General features: G+C 34.4%; 22 protein-coding genes. 1 reads left to right on the forward strand and 21 read right to left on the reverse strand.

Features of this window, described 5'->3' with window-relative positions:
- Positions 1-16 precede the first annotated feature (16 nt).
- The 17 genes from MLC52_RS04895 to pgsA all read right to left on the reverse strand — a co-directional run bounded on the left by MLC52_RS04895 (position 17) and on the right by pgsA (position 16,164).
- Positions 17-190 carry a hypothetical protein gene (locus MLC52_RS04895; protein ID WP_434581470.1) on the reverse strand — a complete coding sequence of 58 codons (174 nt, stop codon included), beginning with the start codon at positions 188-190 and terminating at the stop codon, positions 17-19.
- 73 nt (positions 191-263) lie between these two features.
- Positions 264-473 carry a hypothetical protein gene (locus MLC52_RS04900; protein WP_434581471.1) on the reverse strand — a complete coding sequence of 70 codons (210 nt, stop codon included), beginning with the start codon at positions 471-473 and terminating at the stop codon, positions 264-266.
- Between the two features lie 64 nt (positions 474-537).
- Positions 538-696, reverse strand: coding sequence for a hypothetical protein (locus tag MLC52_RS04905; RefSeq protein ID WP_434581472.1), 159 nt, complete (start codon positions 694-696; stop codon positions 538-540).
- Positions 697-1,359 (reverse strand): hypothetical protein, encoded by a 663-nt coding sequence (locus MLC52_RS04910; RefSeq protein ID WP_434581473.1) that lies wholly within the window; start codon positions 1,357-1,359, stop codon positions 697-699.
- On the reverse strand, positions 1,359-2,225 hold the full coding sequence (locus MLC52_RS04915; protein ID WP_434581474.1) for a pentapeptide repeat-containing protein: 867 nt from the start codon (positions 2,223-2,225) through the stop codon (positions 1,359-1,361). The genes MLC52_RS04910 and MLC52_RS04915 overlap by 1 nt, the downstream gene beginning before the upstream one ends.
- Before the next feature lie 2 nt (positions 2,226-2,227).
- Complete coding sequence (pglX, locus tag MLC52_RS04920) at positions 2,228-4,108, reverse strand: BREX-1 system adenine-specific DNA-methyltransferase PglX (protein ID WP_434581475.1); 1,881 nt, start codon at positions 4,106-4,108, stop codon at positions 2,228-2,230.
- 1 nt (position 4,109) lies between these two features.
- Positions 4,110-5,537, reverse strand: coding sequence for a hypothetical protein (locus MLC52_RS04925; RefSeq protein ID WP_434581476.1), 1,428 nt, complete (start codon positions 5,535-5,537; stop codon positions 4,110-4,112).
- A 247-nt stretch (positions 5,538-5,784) separates the two neighbouring features.
- The gene (locus MLC52_RS04930) at positions 5,785-6,174 is read right to left on the reverse strand and encodes a type II toxin-antitoxin system PemK/MazF family toxin (RefSeq protein ID WP_434581477.1); all 390 of its coding nucleotides are present in this window, start codon (positions 6,172-6,174) and stop codon (positions 5,785-5,787) included.
- A gap of 1 nt (position 6,175) precedes the next feature.
- Positions 6,176-6,448 (reverse strand): hypothetical protein, encoded by a 273-nt coding sequence (locus MLC52_RS04935; RefSeq protein ID WP_434581478.1) that lies wholly within the window; start codon positions 6,446-6,448, stop codon positions 6,176-6,178.
- Positions 6,448-7,326 (reverse strand): ORF6N domain-containing protein, encoded by an 879-nt coding sequence (locus tag MLC52_RS04940; protein ID WP_434581479.1) that lies wholly within the window; start codon positions 7,324-7,326, stop codon positions 6,448-6,450. The genes MLC52_RS04935 and MLC52_RS04940 overlap by 1 nt, the downstream gene beginning before the upstream one ends.
- A complete protein-coding gene (gene rhuM, locus MLC52_RS04945; RefSeq protein ID WP_434581480.1) occupies positions 7,323-8,153 on the reverse strand; it encodes a RhuM family protein in 831 nt (276 codons plus the stop codon). Before rhuM ends, MLC52_RS04940 begins: the two co-directional genes overlap by 4 nt.
- Positions 8,154-9,743: an Eco57I restriction-modification methylase domain-containing protein gene (locus tag MLC52_RS04950; RefSeq protein ID WP_434581481.1), complete on the reverse strand. Its 1,590-nt coding sequence runs from the start codon at positions 9,741-9,743 to the stop codon at positions 8,154-8,156. It lies immediately after the preceding gene.
- A 9-nt stretch (positions 9,744-9,752) separates the two neighbouring features.
- A complete protein-coding gene (gene brxC, locus MLC52_RS04955) occupies positions 9,753-13,235 on the reverse strand; it encodes a BREX system P-loop protein BrxC (RefSeq protein ID WP_434581482.1) in 3,483 nt (1,160 codons plus the stop codon).
- A gap of 11 nt (positions 13,236-13,246) precedes the next feature.
- The gene (locus MLC52_RS04960; protein WP_434581483.1) at positions 13,247-13,828 is read right to left on the reverse strand and encodes a DUF1788 domain-containing protein; all 582 of its coding nucleotides are present in this window, start codon (positions 13,826-13,828) and stop codon (positions 13,247-13,249) included.
- Complete coding sequence (locus MLC52_RS04965; protein ID WP_434581484.1) at positions 13,825-14,451, reverse strand: DUF1819 family protein; 627 nt, start codon at positions 14,449-14,451, stop codon at positions 13,825-13,827. The genes MLC52_RS04960 and MLC52_RS04965 overlap by 4 nt, the downstream gene beginning before the upstream one ends.
- A 109-nt stretch (positions 14,452-14,560) precedes the next feature.
- Positions 14,561-15,613, reverse strand: coding sequence for an RIP metalloprotease RseP (gene rseP / locus MLC52_RS04970; RefSeq protein WP_434581485.1), 1,053 nt, complete (start codon positions 15,611-15,613; stop codon positions 14,561-14,563).
- Positions 15,610-16,164, reverse strand: coding sequence for a CDP-diacylglycerol--glycerol-3-phosphate 3-phosphatidyltransferase (gene pgsA, locus MLC52_RS04975; protein ID WP_434581486.1), 555 nt, complete (start codon positions 16,162-16,164; stop codon positions 15,610-15,612). Before pgsA ends, rseP begins: the two co-directional genes overlap by 4 nt.
- Positions 16,165-16,443: 279 nt before the next feature.
- Here pgsA and MLC52_RS04980 point away from each other — a divergent pair, with 279 nt between their 5' ends.
- Positions 16,444-17,073, forward strand: coding sequence for a class I SAM-dependent methyltransferase (locus tag MLC52_RS04980; RefSeq protein ID WP_434581487.1), 630 nt, complete (start codon positions 16,444-16,446; stop codon positions 17,071-17,073).
- Here MLC52_RS04980 and MLC52_RS04985 read toward each other — a convergent pair.
- Genes MLC52_RS04985 through MLC52_RS05000 form a run of 4 tightly spaced genes read right to left on the reverse strand, consistent with a single transcriptional unit; the run spans position 17,070 to position 22,499 of the window.
- Entirely contained in the window at positions 17,070-18,785 is a 1,716-nt protein-coding gene (locus MLC52_RS04985; protein ID WP_434581488.1) for an efflux RND transporter permease subunit, read from the reverse strand. The two genes, MLC52_RS04980 and MLC52_RS04985, sit on opposite strands and share 4 nt — an antisense overlap.
- Positions 18,785-20,374 (reverse strand): efflux RND transporter permease subunit, encoded by a 1,590-nt coding sequence (locus MLC52_RS04990; protein WP_151900537.1) that lies wholly within the window; start codon positions 20,372-20,374, stop codon positions 18,785-18,787. The genes MLC52_RS04985 and MLC52_RS04990 overlap by 1 nt, the downstream gene beginning before the upstream one ends.
- Before the next feature lie 12 nt (positions 20,375-20,386).
- Positions 20,387-21,133: an efflux RND transporter periplasmic adaptor subunit gene (locus MLC52_RS04995; protein ID WP_346388647.1), complete on the reverse strand. Its 747-nt coding sequence runs from the start codon at positions 21,131-21,133 to the stop codon at positions 20,387-20,389.
- 1 nt (position 21,134) lies between these two features.
- Positions 21,135-22,499, reverse strand: coding sequence for a TolC family protein (locus tag MLC52_RS05000; RefSeq protein ID WP_434581489.1), 1,365 nt, complete (start codon positions 22,497-22,499; stop codon positions 21,135-21,137).
- Positions 22,500-22,625: the final 126 nt, after the last annotated feature.

Here is a 22,625-nt window from a genome sequence, read left to right on the forward strand (position 1 = left end):
AGTATATCTTTCATAATTATTTTTGATACTCTTTGGGTATATTTTGCGTTATTGTTCCATCTGGCAACTGAAAAAACAGTTGCTTGTTTTTACTATAAACATTTGCTACACCTTGCTTTAAACTCTCTTTTTGAGCATCTTTCACTGCTTTTTTACCAACTTTTATAATCATTATCTCTAAACTATTCATTTTCCATACCTTCCAAAAATAGATTTTTTATGAAGCAAAATGTTTTTTTGCATCATCAATCATTTTTAAATGCTTAGAAAAAAAAATCATTTGCAATTCTTTGCCCTTCTTCTTGAAGATTCTTAGCTTTATTTTTTAATATTTCACTCTCTTCATATAATTTTACCTGTTGTTGTATGTATTGTTGCGCACCTTCAATAGTTTTAGATTTCTCTTTTATCTCTGTTTGTAGTTCATTGATTCTTATTATGGCTTCTTGCATAAATTTATCATTAAAATTCAAAATATTCTCCTATGTGTTACTACTTCTCTTTGGGTCGCATATTCAAAACATTTTATCATATTGTTTAATCTCTCTTTAACAATTTATCAATACCACTCATACCTGCTGTTAACACAATTACTTTTTCATCTAAAGGTATTATACCATCAGAGTATTCTTTTAAAAACTTTTGTTTATTTTCATTTAGATATTGTATAGCTTTTTGTTCTATTGTTTCCCTCATTTAATTAACCTTAGAAATCTCAATTTGTACTATTTTTTTATTAATTTGTTGTAACTTATTTGGTGCAGTTTTATATATAGTTGTAGATAATTTTACTACGGTTTCTTTTATGATATTTTTAGCATAAAGTATATATTTATGAATTTCATCATATAAATTTATCGTTTCAGATTCTGTACTTTGAGGATTCATATTATAAAATACAAGGGTGCTTGCTTCCATTAACATTCTTATTGGAGTATAACAAGAAATGGTTTTATCTAAGTTTTCATAATTCACACTATGTGCACCAAGTTTATGCCTAACATCTAATATTATTTTACTGTTAAGAAACTTTTCCATATCTGTAATATTTTTGACATTAAAATATTTTCCAAGAGAAACAACTGCTTGTGAATGTAGATAGATAGCATTTAAAAGACCATAAAGTCTTATATACTTTTCTCCTACTTCTTCTTTCAATCCATATTGTAAAAAATTATTTATTGCTTCTTGGGTATCTCCAATAATATCTAAAGAAACAAGTATTATCTCAATTTTATTTTTGTCAATTCTCAACTGTTTTTGCATCATTTCATTAAATTCCATAAGATTGTTATCTTTCATACTTATTTTTACAATAATTTCTCTTATAATCTCAAGGTATTGGTTTATTTGCTCCATTATTTCACTAGCTCTTCAAACTTACAATCATCAAAAACAACTGATTTACCTAAGTCTTTATATATACAATTAACAAAAGTGCATTTCTTAAATGTTATATTAGAAAACATTACTGTTGCTATATCCATATTGTGAAATGATGAGCTTAAAAATGTTGTGTTTTCAAAACTTGTATTATTAAATATACATTCATTAAAATGTGAAGCATAAAATTGCACATTTTCAAACTTTGCATTTATAAATGTCGTTTCTATAAAATTAAAACTGGTAAAAGTATTATTTGAAAAATTTGGAGTGCGAAGATTACAATTTATAAACATTGTTCTTGGGTCATTACCATAGTCTGCCCAATCCAGAACATCATTCCCAAATACATTATTAAATTTTATATTATTCATTTTCATATTTATAAAGGTAACATCAGTTAGGTTTGCTTTTTTGAAATCAAATCCAAATATTCTTCCAGCATCTCCAATAATATTAATTTCATTAAAATGACATCTTGATAAATCAACATTTTCTACACCAAGTTTATGTAGTCTTTTTAAAATGCCTATTACCCTATACCCAGCTTCTTTTTCATCCCAATCTCTAAAATCATCAAGTTGTTCTTTTAGTTGATTTATCTTCGCTTTTTTTTGAAATAGAAGTTGCATAGAATAAAAAATAATACCAAAAATTACAATATCGAAAAAAGCACCTGCTAATTCTACATGTATATTATCTATATAGTATTTAAATGTTTCTGCATCAAAATCTGAAGTATAACTTCTAAGATAAATTATAAGAATTAGCCCTACAATAATAAAAAAAGGAATATGCCAATTATGAAGAATAGCATTCCAGAAACTCTTTACCTTTTTCATAATCACTTACACAACCCCGTTATAGGGTAAAGTATATCTTTAAATTTACAATAATTAACCTTCACCCCATCATCTAAATCTATCTCTATCTGATTTTGTGCAAAGTGCATCATTTTATCTCTGTCAAACTCTATAATCTCTTTTAATTTTGTATCTATGTTTTTCATCTGTTTGTCTGCATCTTTTTTATCTTTGTCTGATGCTGTGTCTGAGCTGGTTGTAAGAGCGAGTGTTTCTTTGTGTGCTTCAAGTTTTGCTATGTATTCTGTTAAGTAAGAGTTTCGCACACGAGCAAATGTATCTGCTTCGTATCTGTGCATATAGATTAAACTCATAAAACCTTTTTTTGGAGATGCTACCATCCAGTAGATTGGTCTTTTTTTGTATCTTTTTATATGGTCTTCATAGAAGCCTTTTACAAAATACTTTCTTAGAGTAGATCCGAGTGAGTTTTCTATAAATCGTATGTTCTCACTTAAATGCTCTTCTCCAAAAACAGTTTTAACAAACTGCACAAATCTTGAAGCTATATCATCTTTGAAGTAGTCATCTTCAAGCACTGGAATAATATTGTCATCATCTATCTCAAATGTTGGCTGTCCCTCTCGTTCCCAAGCTCCAGCTTGGGAATGCATACTTATATCTTGATTAAGATTTGCTATCCAAAGCCCCTCTTTATCAAGTGAATATCTACCAAACATCACACCAACACCATAAGAGATAAACTGTTTCATAACCTCATCTGCTTGAAATATGAGTTCCCAAGCTGGAGCTTGGGAACTAGGTTGGTGGGGTTTATTTCCAATCCCATCGCCATCACTCTCGTTCCCAACGTCCTTGCTCTCATTCTCGTTCCCAACGTCCTCGTTGGGAATGCCTATTTTAGTCTCTTTTTTCAGTATAGTTATATCTTCAGGCGACACATCAGGAGTAAGCTCATCTTGCAGTTCATATATATCTATAAACAGTCTATTTAGTTCCTCTTCGTTTTGGTGGAGAGTGTTAAACTTCTCTTTCCAATAGTTACAATAGTTTGTGTATGCTGTTTCTATTTTACTGTCTGATTTGTGTTTTATGAGTTCATTTTTTGTGAAGTCCCACGATGTTTCTCTGCTGTCCCACTCTTCTTTTGAGATGTCTATGTTTTGTTGGGTTAGGGTTTCTATTTGTTTTTTTACATTACTATTTTTTGGGAGTATAATAGGTAGTTTTGCAATTTCTCCAACATTAAAAGTAATAGTAGGGCTTATTGTTTCTAATATATTTATAACAATATTTGTATTTAATAATGCAAGTAGTGAATAGTCCTTTACATATAACATCGGACTTCTTGCATTTGCAGTATTGCAGGCTGGTTGATATCTAAAAGATGGCATTTCTGTTCCTACATCGCCCCAAGTAATACCTTCTTTGAACATAAAGTCTAAATTTTGAGGTCTTGACCTTAATTTTCCTTTCGTATCATAAAAATTCCTAATTTCATATCCATCGTTTTCCCAATTAACGACATATTCATCATTTCCATACCACTTCCTAAACCCTCCACCCTTACTATGTGGAAACCATTTCGACAAACTATTTTGAGCTTCTATTCTATTAGAACAATTAAATCCAATTTTATTATTAAATACTTCATACCAATATTTCATAAATCTATCATTGTCCCCTGTTGAAAAGCCGACTCTTGGTTGAGAAATATTTGTAAGCAATGGATTTTCTTGAAATATATTGTGCAATTTAGAACTTACCCAGTAAGCAATTGGGCTACTTGATATTTTAGAAAAATCTTCCTGCTTCGCTTCATATCTATTTTCAGGATTAAAAAACTCTTGCTCTTTTTCATCACTACTTTTGTAGTCTGTTAGTCTTATGTATGTTGCCATTTTAATTTTGTCCTTGTTGAATTTCATAAACTTTTAATAATACTTTTTTTAGCGATTCATATATCGGATAAAATATTATCCCTGTCATTGCATTATCTACTTTAAATTTGTGAGCAAAAAAGTTTCTTGTTAAATAAAAGATATGATAAAAATATTCATCTTTGTATTGGTCATTTGCTTTTTTTGAAGCTTCTATGAGAGTATTTAATTTTTCTATATAATCTTCAAGTGATTCAGCATCGCCTATTCTTGGTTTGTTTAGATGGGAGCTGATACTGTTGTCCCCATTTGTTTGAGTGAAACCAAGATGAGAATATAAGTCTCCTAATCTACAAGAAAATATATCTTTTGAATAAAATTCAATTCCAACAGTTAATGACCTCATATATGCCCATAGTTTTCTTTCCCAATATTGCTCTCTATTAAACCATATTTTTTCAATATCATAAATATGTAAAAATATATATTTTAATTCTTTATTTTTAATAAACTCTATTAGTCCATCAATTGTTTGTTTATCAGCAATATCTTTAAAAGTAATTTTAAATTTCTCTATTGAAAGTTCTATATCATCAGGATAAATTTTTTTTAAATCACCTGAACTAAATATAATATCATCTTCTATTTTCTGAATTAGTGATGGAGTTCCATCAAAATCTATGCATATCTGATTAAAATCTTTTTCTTCAGAATCAATAATTAGGTTTATTGTAGTGGTTAAAAATATTTTTATCTCATCAGCTAATTTATATTTTTCAATATCTATATAATTGTTATAAAGTTCAACTAATTTTCGTATAAACTTTATCCATTCAATATAAAGGTGTTTCTCATAGTGTTTTTTACTATTTGTAGTTATTTCTACATTTAGTTCTTCTAATAATATACCTTCAATGATATTTAAATCATTTTGTTCTTTTGGAAGTTTAAAATATTCATCATGTAATAAAGTTTCAATCATTAGATTATTTGTAATAGTTTGAAAAAGTGGTTCAAATTCAATTATATTACTATTGAATTGTGATGTTGTTTTTTTAACTAAATGATAATTTTTAATAGAACAAATTTTCTTTTCAATTGCTCTATTATTATTGAGTAACTCTTGTATAATTATAATTTGCCATCTTGCATAATAGTTTATGTCATTAGAGTTGGTATTTTTTTTAATTTGAGTATTTGAATTTTTAAATGCAACATCAAAAGGATGTCCATTTTCAATAACTTCTTGATATTGTTCATGATTTTTATAAATATTATATTCTAAATCTATTATATTATCAGATACAACAGAATAATATGGATATAATAATTTTTGTTTAGAGAAATATTTTAGGTCTTGAAGTGTAATATTTAATTTTAATGACTTACAATATTTAACAAAATCTTTTTCCTCTAAGTATTTAGCTCTTTTATCTATTTTAAATTCCATCACTTCAACCTCCCCAAAACACTCAAACTCTCACCATCCATCTTCCCTCGTTCCCAAGCTGGAGCTTGGGAACGAGGGGAAACTAGCCCCTATATGATAAATCTCTTTTTCATCACTACTTTTGTAGTCTGTTAGTCTTATGTATGTTGGCATCTAATCTTTACCTCTTGAATTTTTAATATTTTTATGATACAATTCTTCCATAATTTCCTTCGGGACGCCCCTTGGTTTTCTAAGGGGAGAAAACTTACACATCTAATAGATCCTTTAATTTTTGTTTTATATTTACAAAATCTTCTTTATTTATCATCCCGATTCTATTTTCTAATCTTTTTGTATCATATAATCTGCCTTGAACTATAAGGGCATTGCTAAAATTGTCTAAAAATCTGAAATTATAGAAAAAACTACCTTGCTTTATTTGAGTAGATAATGGCACACCAAAAAACATACTTTTAGAAAATCTTTTTACTATAAGTACAGGTCTTGAAAAAATATCTCCTTTTCCATTTTGTTCATTGCCAATATTTTCACCAATACTAGCCCAATAAACTTCTCTCTCTTTTGGAGTAACAATCTTTTTAGTTTTACTATCTATCTTCTTTTTTAAATCATTCCATTTATCAAACTGTTTCATCTCAAACCACCCAAACCAATTTATCTAAAATTGTTACACTATGGTTATTCCCTCGTTCCCAAGCTCCATGCTTCGTGGTATGTGCAAAATTTGCACACACCACTTTTTCATCTAGTTCGCCATCTTTAAAGATATTTTTTATATGTCTTGAAACTACACTTCTTTCTTTTTCAAAAATATTTGCTATATCTTTAACAGTAGCCCAAATTGTCTCATCTTTTATTGGTATATTTAACTCTATCGCACCACTATTGTAAACTATTATATTATCCATCACGTCAACCTCTCCAAAACACTCAAACTCTCACTATCCATTTTAGAAAAAGCAAACCATTTCTTCCCAAGATCTTTCAAACTAGCCCCTATATGATAAATCTCTTTTTCATCTATGATTAAAAATCTATCGTGAGAGTTTTCAAACTTTTTTATCTCTATTGGGTTGTATTGTGAGTTGTATTTTTCTAGGTCTAGTTTGAGTTGTTTGGAGATGGTTTTTGTATATATGGTTACTTTTGTGTTTTGGTTTTTACTAAAAAGTGTAAGAACTGTTTCATCAACATAATTATCTATGAGTTTTATCTCTTTTTTTGCACTTTTTATAAGGGTTGCTATGAACTCATAAGCATCAAAGATTTGTCCATCGTAAAAGATTCCTTGAGTTGGTTTTATACTTTTATCTTCTATTGCTTTAAATATTTTATCGATTTTTTCATCTGTTTTTATCTCATAAGAAAGTTGTCGCTTCTCAATTTGTTCTATTTTTGCAAAAAGGTTTGCATTTTGAGATAAAAAACTTTTCATTTTTACAAAAGCTCTGATAATTTGAACACTCATCTCAATAGCAAAATTAGTTTTTAAAACAGCACTTAGCATAGATACACCTTGCTCTGTAAAGACATAAGGTTTCGCACCTCCAAGATGTTGTTTTGAAGGTATCGCATTTTGCGATACCATAAACTCAATCTCATTATCTTCAAGTTGAAACATAAAATCCTCTGGAAATCTTTTTATATTTCTTTTGACTTGTTCTCTAAGTCTTATAGATTTAACTCCATAAAGCTCTGCTAAATCTCTATCAAGCATCACTTGCACACCTCTTAAGGTATAGATTTTATTTTGAATATTTTGTTCATCAATTATTAAGTCATTCATAACTTCAACCTCTCCAAAACACTCAAACTCTCACTATCTATCTTAGAAAAAGCAAACCATTTCTTCCCCAAGTCCTTCAAACTCGCCCCTATATGGTAAATCTCTTTTTCATCAATAATCAAAAATCTATCGTGAGAGTTTTCAAACTTTTTTATCTCTATGGGGTTATATTGAGAGTTGTATTTTTCTAGGTCTAGTTTGAGTTGTTTGGAGATGGTTTTTGTATATATGGTTACTTTTATGTTTTGGTTTTTACTAAAAAGAGTTAAAACACTTTCATCTATGTAGTTGTCTATGAGTTTTATCTCTTTTTTTGCACTTTTTATAAGGGTTGCTATGAACTCATAGGCATCAAAGATTTGACCATCAAAAAAGATGCCTTGATTGTATTCTAAAACATCATCTTTGACTTTTGATTTTAAATACTCTACATCTTTTTCTAGCTCTAAAAGTCTCTGTTGGGTTATTTTTTCTCTATTTACTGCATAACCATTGCTAATATACTCTTTTAATACCTTTGTAGCCCATTGTCTGAAATGAGTTGCTTCTTTGCTGTTTACTCTATATCCAACTGAGATAATCATATCAAGATTGTAGTAGTTTATTTTTCGTTTTTTTCCATCTTTGGCAACTTGTTCCAAAATGGAACAGGTTGATTTTTCACTAAGCTCATCACTTTTATAGATATTATTAATATGTTTTACGATTGCAGGTCTTTGAACACTAAAAAGAGTCGCTACATCATTTGTAGTTAGCCAAATACTATCTTCTTCTACGGATACTTTTATCTCTAATTCACCACTACTATAAACTACTATATTTTCCATCTACTCACCCTTTTGCAAAACAAACGCCACACTCTGAACAACTTCTCCACCAATCTCTTCAAATGCTCTTGGTCCTAAATGAACCAAAGTATCTATGCGGTGATTTTTAATGATTTTAACTCTAAGTTTTTCATAACTACTTAAAAACATCCAAGAATGTTGATTTATCATACTCATAAACCCATGTGGTTTTGTAAGCTCCAATGTTCGTTCCATAAAAACAGCAAACAAATCAGACTTGCTGTCTGGGTATCTCTTCTTCACAAAATCACTCAACTCTTTGTTCATACCTTTTGAACCCATATAAGGAGGGTTAGTAACCACACAATGAAACTCAGATGAGAGTATCTTCTTTTGTATCTCATACTCTCTTGAATTTGGCATTGCAAAAACATCTTCTTCTGCATTACTCTCTGGTACCAAAAGAGAACCAAAGTTTTTGATTCCCTTGAACTCATCACTGTTGTAATCTTGAAGTTCTACTATATTTGGCTTTACATCTTTTTTGAAAAATCGTTTATGATACTGTCGTGCTTTCATGGTAAGTGCAAAGTTGGCGAGGACTGATGCTCTTTTGTCTATGTCACAACCGTAAAGATTGTTTTGGAGTATGAGAGAGGGGATTTCACTTTTGTTGTAGCCTTCTTCTTCATAGATTTTTGTGAGCAGATCAAAGGCATAGGTGAGCGTATGACCACTCCCGCAACAAGGATCACAAAAAGTTATCTCTTCTGGTGAGGTAACTTTTATAAATGTAGTTGTTTCTTCTTCATTTTCTATGTAGTATTTCATATTCTCTTTAAGATTTGAAGTCGGGTTGTTTAGCATCCATAATTTTCCAAGAGAGTTTTCCACCATATACTTCACTATCCAGTGTGGTGTGAAGAGTTGTGTGGCTGCGGGGATGTTGCTTGGAGTGATTTTTTTGTTCTTTTTGAGCATTGCAAAGACATCATCTTTTTTCTCTGAAATGTAAAACTGATACAACCAACCTATCACTTCTATATCTTGACAATCCTCTTCACTCATAGAGCTTACAACTTTTGCTCTTATAGAGTTCGGACTTAACATATCTTGGGGAAGCAGTAGCTCAGTATAGTCACTAATACGCTCAAACATAGACGGCATAATGTTTGCATACTGGTTACATGTAGAGATAAAGAGCATTTTATAGGCTTCGTTGTCACTGTCTTTTACACCAGCTACTTTTTTGTCTATGAGGTCAAAGAACAGCTCTCTGTTTAGGTTGAGGCTCTCTTCAATGTTGCCTGATTTTGCTTCTATGAACATTTGAGGTATCGGTTGCTCCTCTGTCGTAGAGATAACAGCACTTGAAGTTATCTCATTTACATCCATAAACCTAAGAGCCACAAGACGGTTGAACCAGGTATAGGCAACTTCTTCTATGAAATCCTCTTTTTCTTTTTCGTATCTCTCTTCTATCTGTTGAATTGAAGCTTTGTTGGTGTTATAAACTGCCAAGTTCTCTTTGTAGGCATCTGAGAGCAGGAAGTCTATTTTTGTTTTTACGAGGTTTATAAGTTCAAGTCTCATAGATGTGGCGAATTTTTTCAGTGCTGATTTGTTCATAGTTGCCCTTTATAAAATTATTTGTTTATCGTTATTGATTTCATTTAGAAGATTTTCTTTTAGCTTCTCAATGTATTCATTTACATCATCACTGTTTTTCAGTGTGAGTTTGTTGCGAGGTGTTAATGATGCAAGGCGGACAGTTGCTTGTTTTGGAGTAACTATCTTTTCCTCTGGTATAAGTTCAAATATTTTTTCAAGACCACGGCTGAGTTCATCTGCAAGTGCTTCACTGTTGGTTCTTTGTTTTATGGTGTCAATGCTTGAAGTATGGTTTATACTCTCTATAAGTTCTTGTTTTGGTCTTATGACTTTATATCTGTCTTCACTTGGTATCTTTTCAAAATTCTCATTCTTTTGCAGCTCTTTTATCACTGCTTCTATTTTAGTTATCGCCTCCGTTCTTGTTTCTTCAATGAGAGGCTGCAGTAAATCTTCTACATCTTTGAGTGCTTGTTTTGCTTTTGGTATATGATTTGCGGTGTAGGGCTTGTCCAGTGTCAAAAGTGTTTCAAGCACTTTCTTTTGCGGGCTGTCTATGTATCTTAGGTTATTGCTGTTTTCATCTATAAACTTCTTCACTCTGTCATATATTTTTCGCTTCTCTCCGTTCATAAACTCCATAATCGGCTCTATTAGATCATCTTTGGCATCAAGCAAAGCATCTTCCATATTTGGAACTTCATCAAAGAGAGTGTCCGGTGTTAATTTTTCCAATGGAGTTAAAATATCAATAATATCTTGAAATGCACTGTTAAAAGGATAATTCAGGTTCATGAAGTTCCTGCATGCTGTTATAAGCGTATTTGTTTCATTCATTGCCACATCATAAATATCTCTTGTTGATGCGGAGTTAAATGAAGCATTCGGATAAAGTTCTGAGAGTATCTCTTTTGTCTGTTTTATCTTCTTGGCATCTACTTCTACTCTTGGTGATACAATAGTATTGAACTGCCTGTTGTTTGTAAGAGCGGCTAAAACTTCTTTTTTATTTAACGGTGTTGAGTTTTGTTTCAAATCAACCTTTTGCTTCATATACATAGAAGCTATTTGTGTGAGTATCGCATTTTGATACCACCCATACGGTCTTATAGAAAAATATTCAAGCAAGTCAGATATAGTTATAGTTTTATGTGCAGCTTTCTGTCTTTGGATGTAAGTGTGTATCTCTGTCTCAGCAGGAGAGAGCGCATCATCACTTCCTGTAAGCAAATCATCACTTTGATTAAGCACTGTACTTATGTCTCTCTCTTCATATACTTTTGAGAGTAGTCCTATGTAAGAGTAAGTACTTGTTATAAGTGTTTCAAAAGCATTTTCTATTTTCGCTCTTACATTTTTTGTAGTAATATCCAATACTTTACCATTATGATAAATCTTCGCTTCACTGATGAAATCTTTTAGGTCGTTTTGGAGTTTTTCTCTTCGTTTGTTATTGTCGTTAGATTTATTAAACAGCAGGTTTTTTTCATTATCAGAAACACCACCACCTTGTTTTTGAGGAATATATTTATTAGTCTTTACCCAAAGTTCCAAATCTGATGAAAAATCGTAAGAACTTGGAAGTGCCAATATCAGGCCACTATCCGCAAGAGATTTATGGATTAATTTCTCTTCATTATAGTCCTGTGAATTGAGAGGTGTCATAATATTTAAGATGAGTTCTTCTTCTCTGCCTTTGACTATAGCATCATCAAGTTTTCTTGCAAATGGATAGTTTTGCCTGTTTGGTGTGTATCTGATTTTATTGATTTTAATGATGTCATCATAAATCCAACTTACAAGCACACTCACAATCTCAGAGTTTTCAACATCAGTAGATTTTATCTCTTTTTCTATATCTTTTTCAACATCAGTCAAGAACTCATACTGTTCCCCGACTTTTTGAATATATGTTTGGTTGATAAGAGTGTTTAGTGCAGCTTGCACTCTCTTTTTGATCTCACTGATATCTACGTCAATGACAGTATCAACAAGCAAAGTAGAAATATTATCCACATTTGGTGTAAATTCTTTGACATACTTAATCATAAAAAGAGTTTTTAAAACCTTAGCCTCAAAAGGCTCAAGTACATCTGTTGCTTTTTGTATCTGAGTTTGTACATCTCCTCGAATGATAGAAGACAAACCATCAAAAAACATATCAAATGTTGCTATGGTTCCTATGCTCTGCGATGAAATTTTCTTTGCAATGTTTTGCACAACATCAAGCATGCTTCGCTCACCTGTTGACTGGTGTTTGCCTTGAAAAACACTGTGAGCAGACAGTCCTGTAATGCAAGACTGAAACAGATCCATCTGGTAAGGAACAAACGGATATACAAGGGCAAAGTGTTCGCCATCTTTATAGTTTTGGTACTGTCTGCTTCTGTCTGTAAAATGGATGACAGAAGAGAGAGAATTTTTGATTTTGGAGTAAATAACACTTAGATCTTTGTTCCCTTCATCTGTTTTTTCCAACAATCTTTTTTGGATGACTTCATTTGCATTTTGGCTTGTGAGATTGAGCTTTACTTTGAAACGACCCATAATTTTAGAGAAGTCATTTTGCATGGCAGAGTTGGCATTTACAAGCATATCAACAGCAGATTGTGAAGTCACAATGACCCAGGCCCCGCCACCGCAAACAGTTGCTAATGTTTCTACAATGGTTTGCAGATTTAACATGAGTTTTGTGTTGTCACCGATGTACTGACCAACTTCATCCACAAAAAACACTAATCTGAACCCGGCTTCTTTTGCGGCAATATACTCTTTTACTTCATTGGCAAACTCTTCAATACTCAGTGAATAGTTTTCTTCATATTTGTCTATTAAGTCTTTTGCACTCTCCTCTGAGATACCATCTACACTTGCTAGAGCACGGGCGAGGTTGTCACTTTCTAAAAAGATTGTCTCACGACCACTTTCCCAGCTCTCTCCGCTGAATTCTTGAAATTTCTCTTTGAAACTTTCAAATTTTCCCCGTTTGTCAAGGTCACTTTCAAACTTGGCGATATAGCCAAACTTGGGATAATATCCTCTCATCTCATTAAATACTTTCATAAATACACCAAGAATCGCATCATCCTGATTCTTGCTGCCTATGTCTGACTTTTGGTCAATGTTAAACAGAATAGTTTCAGAGGGTGAAGACAGAGCTTTTTCAATATTTGCTTTGAGTTCAAAATCATCAGCATCTATCTTTTCAAGAAACAACTCCCCGATGAGGTCTGAATGTTCCCGTTTGTTTGTAAGGATGTAAGAGAGAATTTTAAGCAAGTGGGACTTACCGGAACCAAAATGTCCGGAGATCCATACACCAATGTTTTGCGTATTTTTACCAAGGGTGGAGGCATATTCACTAAAAAAGTCATCTAACTTTTGGTTTAAGTCTCTTGTGATGACATACTCATCAACTTCCTGAAATACTGCATCATCAGTAAGATTATCCGCTTTAACAACACCTTCTATATTTCTGTGTATGTCTTTTTTAAATAGTTTTTCAATCATTATATGTTTCCTTACAAATTTAAAGTATCAAGATTAAATGCTCTGTAATAGTTGTCATCTTTTAATGTGCCAAAGAGAGACAACTCCGTCGTATATGTTCCGGGAAAGAACATAACAGTTGGTCTGTCTTTGATGTAGTTTTGAAGATTGTTGAGTATGGTATGCGAGCGAATAAACGGGAACACCTGACCAACGCCTGTCAAAAACAATATGGCAGAAGGATTCTCTTTCGCCAATGCTTCAATACGGGGTATGAGTTTCGTTTCACTGTCAAGAACACCTTGGAGTGTTTTAAAGAGTTTGGATTTTGACAAGCTTTTTTCTTTTTCGATTATTTTCTCTAATATACCTCTTTGCTCAAGCATACTGAGAGATAAATCAAACAGATTAATTTCATAAGTACTGATTCCTTCACGCCCCAAACGGTCTTTGAGTTGTTTGGTTTTTTGCACTATATCATTCTCCTGTTCCGGGTTATACGGTACTATATAAAATGGTATCTCTCCGCCTAAGGCACTCATAGATAGGAAACTCTCTTTTTTTAAGTTATTGAAGAGTTTGTCATATTTTAACTCTAGCGATTCTAGTTTCATTGATATCTCTTTATGTATTCATTTATCTCGTTGTCACTGCACAAAAAAGCTCCAAGATATTTTGGGTCATCTTTTACAATGAGTTTAATAAGCTCTTGTGAAAGATATGGCTTTTGAATATTTTTGTTTTTAACACTGTCTATAAATCCTGCCTGTTCAAACATCTTGAACATTACCTGTTTCAGTTTGTATTTCGTTGCTTCGGAAATAGTGTTTAGGTTATCGTATGCAACTCTTTTGCTGTCATAGAATGCTTCATAGTCACTGTTTATAAGTTGGAAGTCAAAAAGAAGGAGTTTGTTTCTTATAATTTCTCTTGCAAAATCAGAGATAAAAGCATAGAGCTTAAAACAACTCAGCATTGTAAGGTTTTTAACATCACTGCTTGAAGCTTGCTCATAATATGCGAGTTGTTCTGGTGTTAAAGTCTGCAGTCTTTTTTTGAACTCTGTGAACTCTCTTTTTCTTGTAGATATTGTCCCTTTTTGCAAGGCATCATCATCTACAACACTTTTGGCGACACTCTCCCAATCAAGAGTTTCTCTGTAAATGTTAGCAATAATTTCAGCCTCATAAGCTTGTAATGATACTGCTGTATATGATAAAAGGTATTTTGAAGCCAATGAATTTCCACCAATAAGTTAAATAATGTTATTATAAAAATATTCTATACCTTCATAATAACATTATTTATATATATGTGTGATTAAAATTCACTCTATGAGAGAGACATTATCCTACCAACCTGTTAATATCGTTAAAAATTCCGAGTCCCATCAGACCAAAGAGTATGACCCAGCCGGCTATTGTCAGGTTAATGACTATTTTTTCGCTTGGTTCCCGTCTAAAGAGGAGTTCATATAAATTAAACATGATATGTCCGCCGTCAAGTGCCGGAATAGGGAGCAGGTTCAGTACCCCGAGGTTTACAGAAATCAATGCCGCAAAAAATAAAACGCTCATCCAGCCTACTGCCGTTGCATCGGATGTGAGCTTTACAATGGAGATAACTCCGCCCATTTCAGAAGCCGGGACATCCCCCATCACGAGTTTTTTCAAACCGGTAAAAATCAAAGTAGAGGCAAAAACAGTCTGATCGGTGGCATATTTTAATTTGTCTGCGAAGTCGAGTTCTTGTTCATGCATGACACCCGCAGCCGATATGCCTATCATTTTGCGTTTGACATCTTCTCCGTACATGTTTTTGGCGGTTTGCAGTTTTGGTTTGAGTGTTATGAGTTTCAGGTAGCCGTTTCTGTCCACCTGCAGTGCAACAGAGCCTTTTGCCTCTGCAATCATTTGTGCCATCTCTTTCCAGCTAGTGATTTTTTTGCCGTTTATACTCATAATGGTATCATTGGACTCAAGACCCGCGACATAGGCAGGGGAGTCTTTGACAACCGTTCCTACAACAGGGGCTAAAACCTGAGGATTGCCAAGTGCTATAATGAAATAGAGTATAAATGCAAGCACAAAATTTGCCGCAGGACCCGCCAGAAGAATTAAAATCTTTTGCAGAGGCGTTTTTGTATTGTAGCTGTCTGCATCGTAACTTTTTTTACTCGGGTCCGCATCATCCTGACCTTTCATCTTGACATAGCCGCCAAGAGGAATGGCTGAAATACTCCACTCTGTGTCAAAAGCCCGAAAAGTAAAAAGACGTTTTCCAAAACCTATGCTAAATACTTCTACATAGACACCCATCAGGCGTGCTACGGTGAAATGCCCAAGCTCATGGAAAAATATAAGTCCGGAGAGGACTAAAAGTGAAACGATCCAACTCATGCTTTGTGCTCCTTTACAATCGCTTGTTTAAATCCCCAAAGATACTCCAGGCCCGAATAAACAGTTAAAAATACGGCAAACCAAAGAAGTGCCGCTCCATATGGCCAGTGCATCAGTAAAAAGCCTATGGCTATCATCTGTGCCACTGTTTTTACTTTTCCGGACCAGGAAGCTTTGACGCTTATGTTTTCGCTTACGGCAACAGTACGAAGTCCTGTGATGAAAAGCTCACGAACTATAATGATGTAAATTGCCCAGGGCGAAGCATCTCCCATAACCATAAGTCCCAAAAATGCGGCGAGTGTGAGCATCTTGTCGGCAAGCGGGTCAAGGATGGCACCGAGCATTGTCATTTGATTCCACTCTCTTGCGATATAGCCGTCAAAAAAATCAGTCACAGATGCCAAAACAAACAAAAGCGAGGCAAAATAGTAGTTCCATGTTATATCAAACCCGTTGTCGGTAAAAATTTGGGGATTGAGTATAATCCAAAACATCACAGGCGCAATGAGAATACGCAAAGATGCTAATAAATTCGGCAAATTAAGCAAAAAGTTCCTTTTAATGTCATTTAAGTTCAGTATCCCTTTGGGAGCCGGTACTTTAGTCTCACTACCATTAAGTTAAGCATTTTTTTGGAACCGGTACTTCAGTGGCTGTTGCAATAATCTTGCCACTCTCAGCTGGCACTGAAGTACCGGTTCCGAATGTTATTGAGACTTTAGTCTGGGCTATATGTCTTTAAAGGCTAAAACCTAGGCTCCGAAAACTTTAGTAATGAGATTTTATCTATTTATTACTTATTAAAGCCTAATAGACTAAGATTAGGCATGAAGAAAATATGTCCCTTATGCCAAAACAGTGCAGGTTTGCTATACGAAGAGAATCAAAGGTACTTTGCATGTAAGGTCTGTCATGGAATATTTGTTGATGAAACAGACTTGCCGGATGCACAAAGCGAAAAAGAACGCTATGAACTCCATGATGATAATGCCGAAGATGCAGGGTATCGAAAGTTTGTTTCTCCCATTACCGCAAATATTGAAAAAGACTTTTTAAAAGAGGAGAAAGGACTTGATTTTGGGGCAGGGACCTCACAAATCATTACAAAGGTCATGCAGGAAAAAGGTTATGATATCAGTCCTTATGATCCGTTTTTTCATCCAAACAAAGAGCTTCTGGATAAAAAGTATGACTATATTGCCTCGTGTGAGGTGATAGAGCATTTTTACCATCCCGCAAAAGAGTTTGCACTTTTAAAATCCATGTTAAAAGAAAAAGCAAAATTGTATCTGATGACAGACATCTATGATGAACGTGTAGAATTTTCTTCGTGGTATTATAAAAATGATCCGACCCATGTCTTTTTTTATACAAAAAAGACCTTTGAGTGGATAGAAAAAAAGTTTGGATTTTCAAACCTTTTTATAGAAAAAAGGCTGATAATCCTGTCTAATTAGACAGGATCTTCAACTGAAACGGCTTTTTTCTCATGGAAATGGAAATGGCTTTCCAAGTCTGACATGTAAAGCAGAACAGGGACTACGATAAGTGAAGCCACCACTGCCGCTACCGTACCAAATATAAGAGCAACACCGAGTCCTCCAAAGACGGCATCTTTTGCAAGCAGTGTAGAAGCGAGCATAATGGCGATGGCTGTCAGGAAAATAGGTTTTGCCCGTGTCGCACTTGCATAGGCAATCGCTTCGGCCTTGTGCATTCCCTTTTCACTCATGAGTGATTTTGTAAAGTCTATAAGCAGTAAAGAGTTACGTGAACTGATTCCGATTAAAGCAATAAATCCGATAAGGGATGTCGCCGTTAAAAAGAAGGTGTCGGTTGTAAAAATATCCATAATCCAGTGACCGAATATGACACCGATGATAGAAAGAAAAGAACCTAAAAGAATGATACCGCTGAGTGTATAACTTTTATAATAGATAACCATCAGTAAAAAGATAAGGATAAGAGCCGCAATAAAAGCACCGCCCAGGTCTCTAAACGTATCCATTGTGACTTTCATTTCACCGTCCCAAATGAGTTTATAGACTTTTCCTGTTGCTTTGTCTGTAAGTTGCAAATCAAAAAGACCTGTTTTTTCTACTTTGTATTCATCACCAAAACTGTTGATAATTGTATTTCTTGCATCAAGCAGAGGATAAACCTGAGAAACCATATCAGTTTCGGCTAAAACATTGGTCATCTGGTGCAAATCCTTACTCATGATCATCGGATTTGATTTTTTAGGAATTACGGTGACAAGTTCCGTAACAGGTACCATCATGCCTTTGTTATTCATGAGTTTGAGTGAAGCCAGTTTTGCTTTTACAGAGTCCAAATCTTTTTTGCTAAATCTTCTTGAAGAGTCCGACAGGCGTAAAAAGAGAGGAATCTGATCGCTGTATTTGTCTGAATTTTTTACAGATATATCCATCCCTTCAAAAGCAAGGTATAAAATATTGTTGAGTTGCTTGACAGTGAGACCTGATTTTGCGATTTTTGTTGTATGGACAATTATTTCAAAACTATCGTATATGTCATCTTCCATAATGTCAATGTCAACAAGCCCCTGTGTATTTTGAAAAACTTTTTCAACACGTTTTGCCAGCTTTCTTATGCCCTGCGCATTGTCACCGTATATTTCAGCAACAATAGCCGAGAGTGTCGGAGGACCGGCAGGCGGTTCTACAAAAGAGATATGTGTATTTGGATAGAGCTTTTCACAAGCATCTTGAATAACAGGACGCAGACGCTGTACCATCAAATAAGAAGGCTCTTCTCTGTCATGTTTTTTTGTGATATTTACGACAATTTCTGCAACATTTTCAGAGTTTTTAAACTGACTGCCTTTAATAAGTCCGGCAAAATCAAGAGGTGCACCCATGCCTAAAAATACTTCGGTATCACGCACTTCTTTTTCTTGAGTAATATAACTGCTGACACATTGTGTCACTTGCTGGGTCTGTTGTATCGAACTGCCTGTTGGCAGTTTCACATAGATGGTAAAAGTATCATTGTTCTTTCCCGGCAACATCTTTGCTTTGACAATTTCAGTCGGTGCTATCATTAAAATAGAGATGATAAATGCTATTAATGTACCGATAAGTATCAATTTTCTCTGCGCAGAACTTTGTATGCCTTGCAGTACAAGTTTTTCAAATTTCTTAAACATTAATGCGCTCCTTTGTCATGTTTTGGTCGTTTTAAAATTCTCACGGCAAGGTAAGGTGTAAATATATAAGCTACAAAGAGCGAAGCAATGAGTGCTACGGGAACATTCTCAGGAATAGGTTTCATAAACTGTCCCATCATGCCTCCGACAAATGCCATAGGCACCATTGTCATGATGATGGCAAGTGTGGCGATATTTGTCGGTGCACCGATTTCATCTGTTGCTTTGATCATAATTTCATCATTGCTTTCATGGGCAGATTCGACAGAATGGTAGTGTCTGTGAATATTTTCAATAACAATAATAGCAGCATCAACCAAAAGCCCCAAAGAAAGCAAAAATGCAAAAAGAGTAATACGGTTAATGGTCTGACCGCTCAAATAGGCAACAAACAGAGTAATTGCCAAAATTGCAGGAACCGTAAAGGTTACGATGAGTGATTCTCTCCATCCAAGTACAAATATAAGAAGAATCGCGATAATTACAATAGATAAAACCAGGTGCATTACAAGTTCGTTTACTGCATCATTTGCACGTTCTCCGTCATTTCTGGTAATGACATAGCTGATGCCTTTTTTGTCCAGTTCGCTTTTGTAATTTTGCAGTTCTTTTTTGACTTCATCTGCAATAATGACGGCATTCGTTCCCTGGAGTTTTGAGACTGTAAGTGTCACCTGGTTTTCAAAAGGCATAAATTTTCCGTTTTTTTCTCGTTTGCTGATAAGTGCCGATTTGAAGTTTTGAATATCATAAGAGTTTGTCACTTTTGCAACCTGTCTCAAATAAATTGGAGAACCCATATACTGTGCAACAATGATGTCTCCGACATCTTTTGCATCTTCTATGGCATTTTTTACGCCAACCATGACAATTTCATTCTCTTTTGTTTTGTTTTTAATCGCAGGGACATTATAGGAAACTGCCTGTACAGCCTGTGTGATTTGTCCCATAGAGAGGTTATAGCCTGAGAGTTTGTTCAAATCCACTTCTATGTTGAACTGGTGTTTGTGACCGCCTTTGAGTGCTGTAACGGCAACATTGTTCAAACCGTTTATATGGTGCTGGATTTGCTTGACTTTGTCATAGAGTTCTGTTTGAGACATGTTTTTGTCATGGGAATAAAAGGCAACACTTACAATGGGAATGTCAATGTCAATATCCAAAGGCTTGATAATCGGTTTCATGGCCCCTTTTGGAAACATGTCGGCATTTTGCATGATTTTGTCGTAGATTTTGAGATTTGAATCTTCTTTCTTCTCTCCGATATAAAAGGCTGCATTGACAATCCCGACATTGTCCATAGCCGTGCCGTAAATGTGTTCTACCCCTTTAATCTCTTTGAGCTTTCTCTCTAAGGGTTTGACTATGATTTTTTCTACCTCTTTGGCATTGGCACCCGGCAGAGCTACTATGACGGTAGATCCGCTGACAACCATTTGCGGATTTTCTTCACGAGGCATAATCATTAAGGCGAGGTAACCGATAACAAGCAGTGAAATTCCCAAAACAGAGGTCAGAGGATTTCTTAAAAATGTTTTTGCCAGTTTTCCTGCGACATCTTTAGGTGTATATGGCTTATGATGATTCATATTTTTCCCCTTTTAGTCAATGGTTACAGTGGCATACATACCAGGGTAGACTGATTTGTTCAGTGTCTTGAATGATACTTTGATTTTAAATGTGTGCGTCATCGGATTGGAATTTGGAATGATTGCCGTAATCGTTCCGATTGTTTTGACACCGACAGAAGGAATCTCCACTTTGACTTTTTTCCCGTGATGAATGAGATTTAAATTACTTTCCGCAATCTCTGCCGAAATTTTTAAATCACTCAAATCCGAAAGCACAATTGCAGGCATACCGGGCATTGCCATCTCTCCGACTTTGATGTTTTTGGCAACAACAACACCGTCGTTTGGAGCCTTTACATGTAAGTATTTGTATTGATTTTCCACTTCCTGGAGTCTTGCTTTGGCTATGTTTATCATATCCTGCAGATTTTTTGCCGCAAGTTCCATATTTTCCACTTCATATTTTGAGACCATATCTTTTTTCAGCAGTCTCTTGTAGCGTTCCAGGTTCAGTTTGACATTCGTGTACTGGTTCTGATACATTTGCAGTGAAAGCTCTGCCTGACGTTTTGCCGAGTCAATTTCACGTGAATCTATACTGTAAAGAATTTGGCCTTTTTTTACCTTTTCCCCTTCGCTTGTGTTTACATTGGTAACAAAACCCATAAATCGGCTTGTGATCATCTTCTGATTATCCGAAATCACACTTCCCGAAAGTGTTAAACTCTCCGCTAAAAGTGAAACGCCCAGTGCCAGTAATAGTAGTAGTTTTTTCATGTTAGTCTTCTCCGTTTGCTAATTTTTCAAGTGCAAGTATTTTTTCTGTTCTTTTGTTCTTTGCTATCTGCAGCTGCAGTATCTTTTCAATCTGTGCAGACTGTTTTATGATAACATCACTCATGGAAACAAGTTTTTCTTTATATCTGCCTTCATAATTTTCATAAATGGCATTTGCAAGTTCCAGTTCTTTTTTCAGTGAGGCAATTTCGACATCAACCCCTTCTATCTGTGTCCGGATTTTTGCAATTTTTAAAAGAATTCCCTGTTTTGCAAGTTCCAGCTGTGACTGCATTTTAAGTTTTTCGATTTTTGATTTTTCGATTTTTGCCGCATCAATTCCGCCGTCAAAAAGGTTCCAGCTCAGGCGTGCACCTATGGTATAGGCTTTGTGTTTGTCGGCATTTCCTAAAAAGCTATTGTCCGCAGTGGAGACTTCACCAAAAGCTCCAAGCGTCGGATAGTAGGCTGCCTGAGAGACCTTAAGCATATCTTTTGTGATTTTGAGTCCTGTTGCCGCTTTTTGCAGGTCAATATTGCGCGCTAAAATCTCTTCATCACTTATATGTGGCATGCGCACTTCTGTTGCAGGTGTCTGAATATGTTCAATTTTTTGATTGAGTAAAAAACTGATGTAGTGGTATAACAGTTTTTTGTTGGACTGCATCTGTACCAAGAGTCTTTCAACATTTCCCTTTTTTGCCTGTACTTCAAGCAAATCTACTTTTTTTGCATAGCCTACAGCTATCATCTCTTTTGTTGTCTCTTCCAATATATGTATATTGTCTAAAATTTTATTGAGATTTTTTATAGAAGAATCAAGCAGTGCCATGTCATAAAAACTTTTTTTGAGTTCATATTTTTTCTGTTTTTCTATCTTGTGTTTGTCCAAAGATTTCAGTTCTTTGACTTTTTGCATAATGTCAGTGTAAGAACTGAGCATAAATCCTGTAAAAAGAGGCACTTCATATTTGAGTTTGCTCTGAAAAAAGTTTCGGTAACCCGGATAGTTTAGATTTTGTGGAGGTGTGATATATGGATTTACGCCATTGTTTAAATTCGTCATAAATTCTTCAGCACCAAAATCCCCAAAAGTTGCCTCACGCGAAGTCAGTTTAAATCCAAAGACATTTCCCGCATCATTTGAACGCGCTGCATCTTGTATAAATGTCAGTGTTCCCCAGTTTTTTCCTGACACTGCATCAATATCCTCTTCTGCAGAGCGTTCATCAAATTTGGCTGCCTTAATTTCCAGATTTTTTGCTTTCAAAAGCTGTAGTGCTTGATCCAGTGTCAATGCCTCGGTCGCTGACGCTGATACATGTAACAGCAGAGAAAACGCAAAAATACTTATCAGTCTATTCATTTTCCAACATCCTTTTCATAGTTATAATAATTTTAAGTTTAAATTATAACATATATTTCATTTTCATATATCACATTTATATCACATTTATTGAAATATGGTCTGTTCTGCAACAGAAGACGCTTT

The sequence above is a fragment of the Sulfurimonas sp. NW15 genome (genome assembly GCF_051132285.1).
Taxonomy (GTDB): Bacteria; Campylobacterota; Campylobacteria; order Campylobacterales; family Sulfurimonadaceae; genus Sulfurimonas; species Sulfurimonas hydrogeniphila.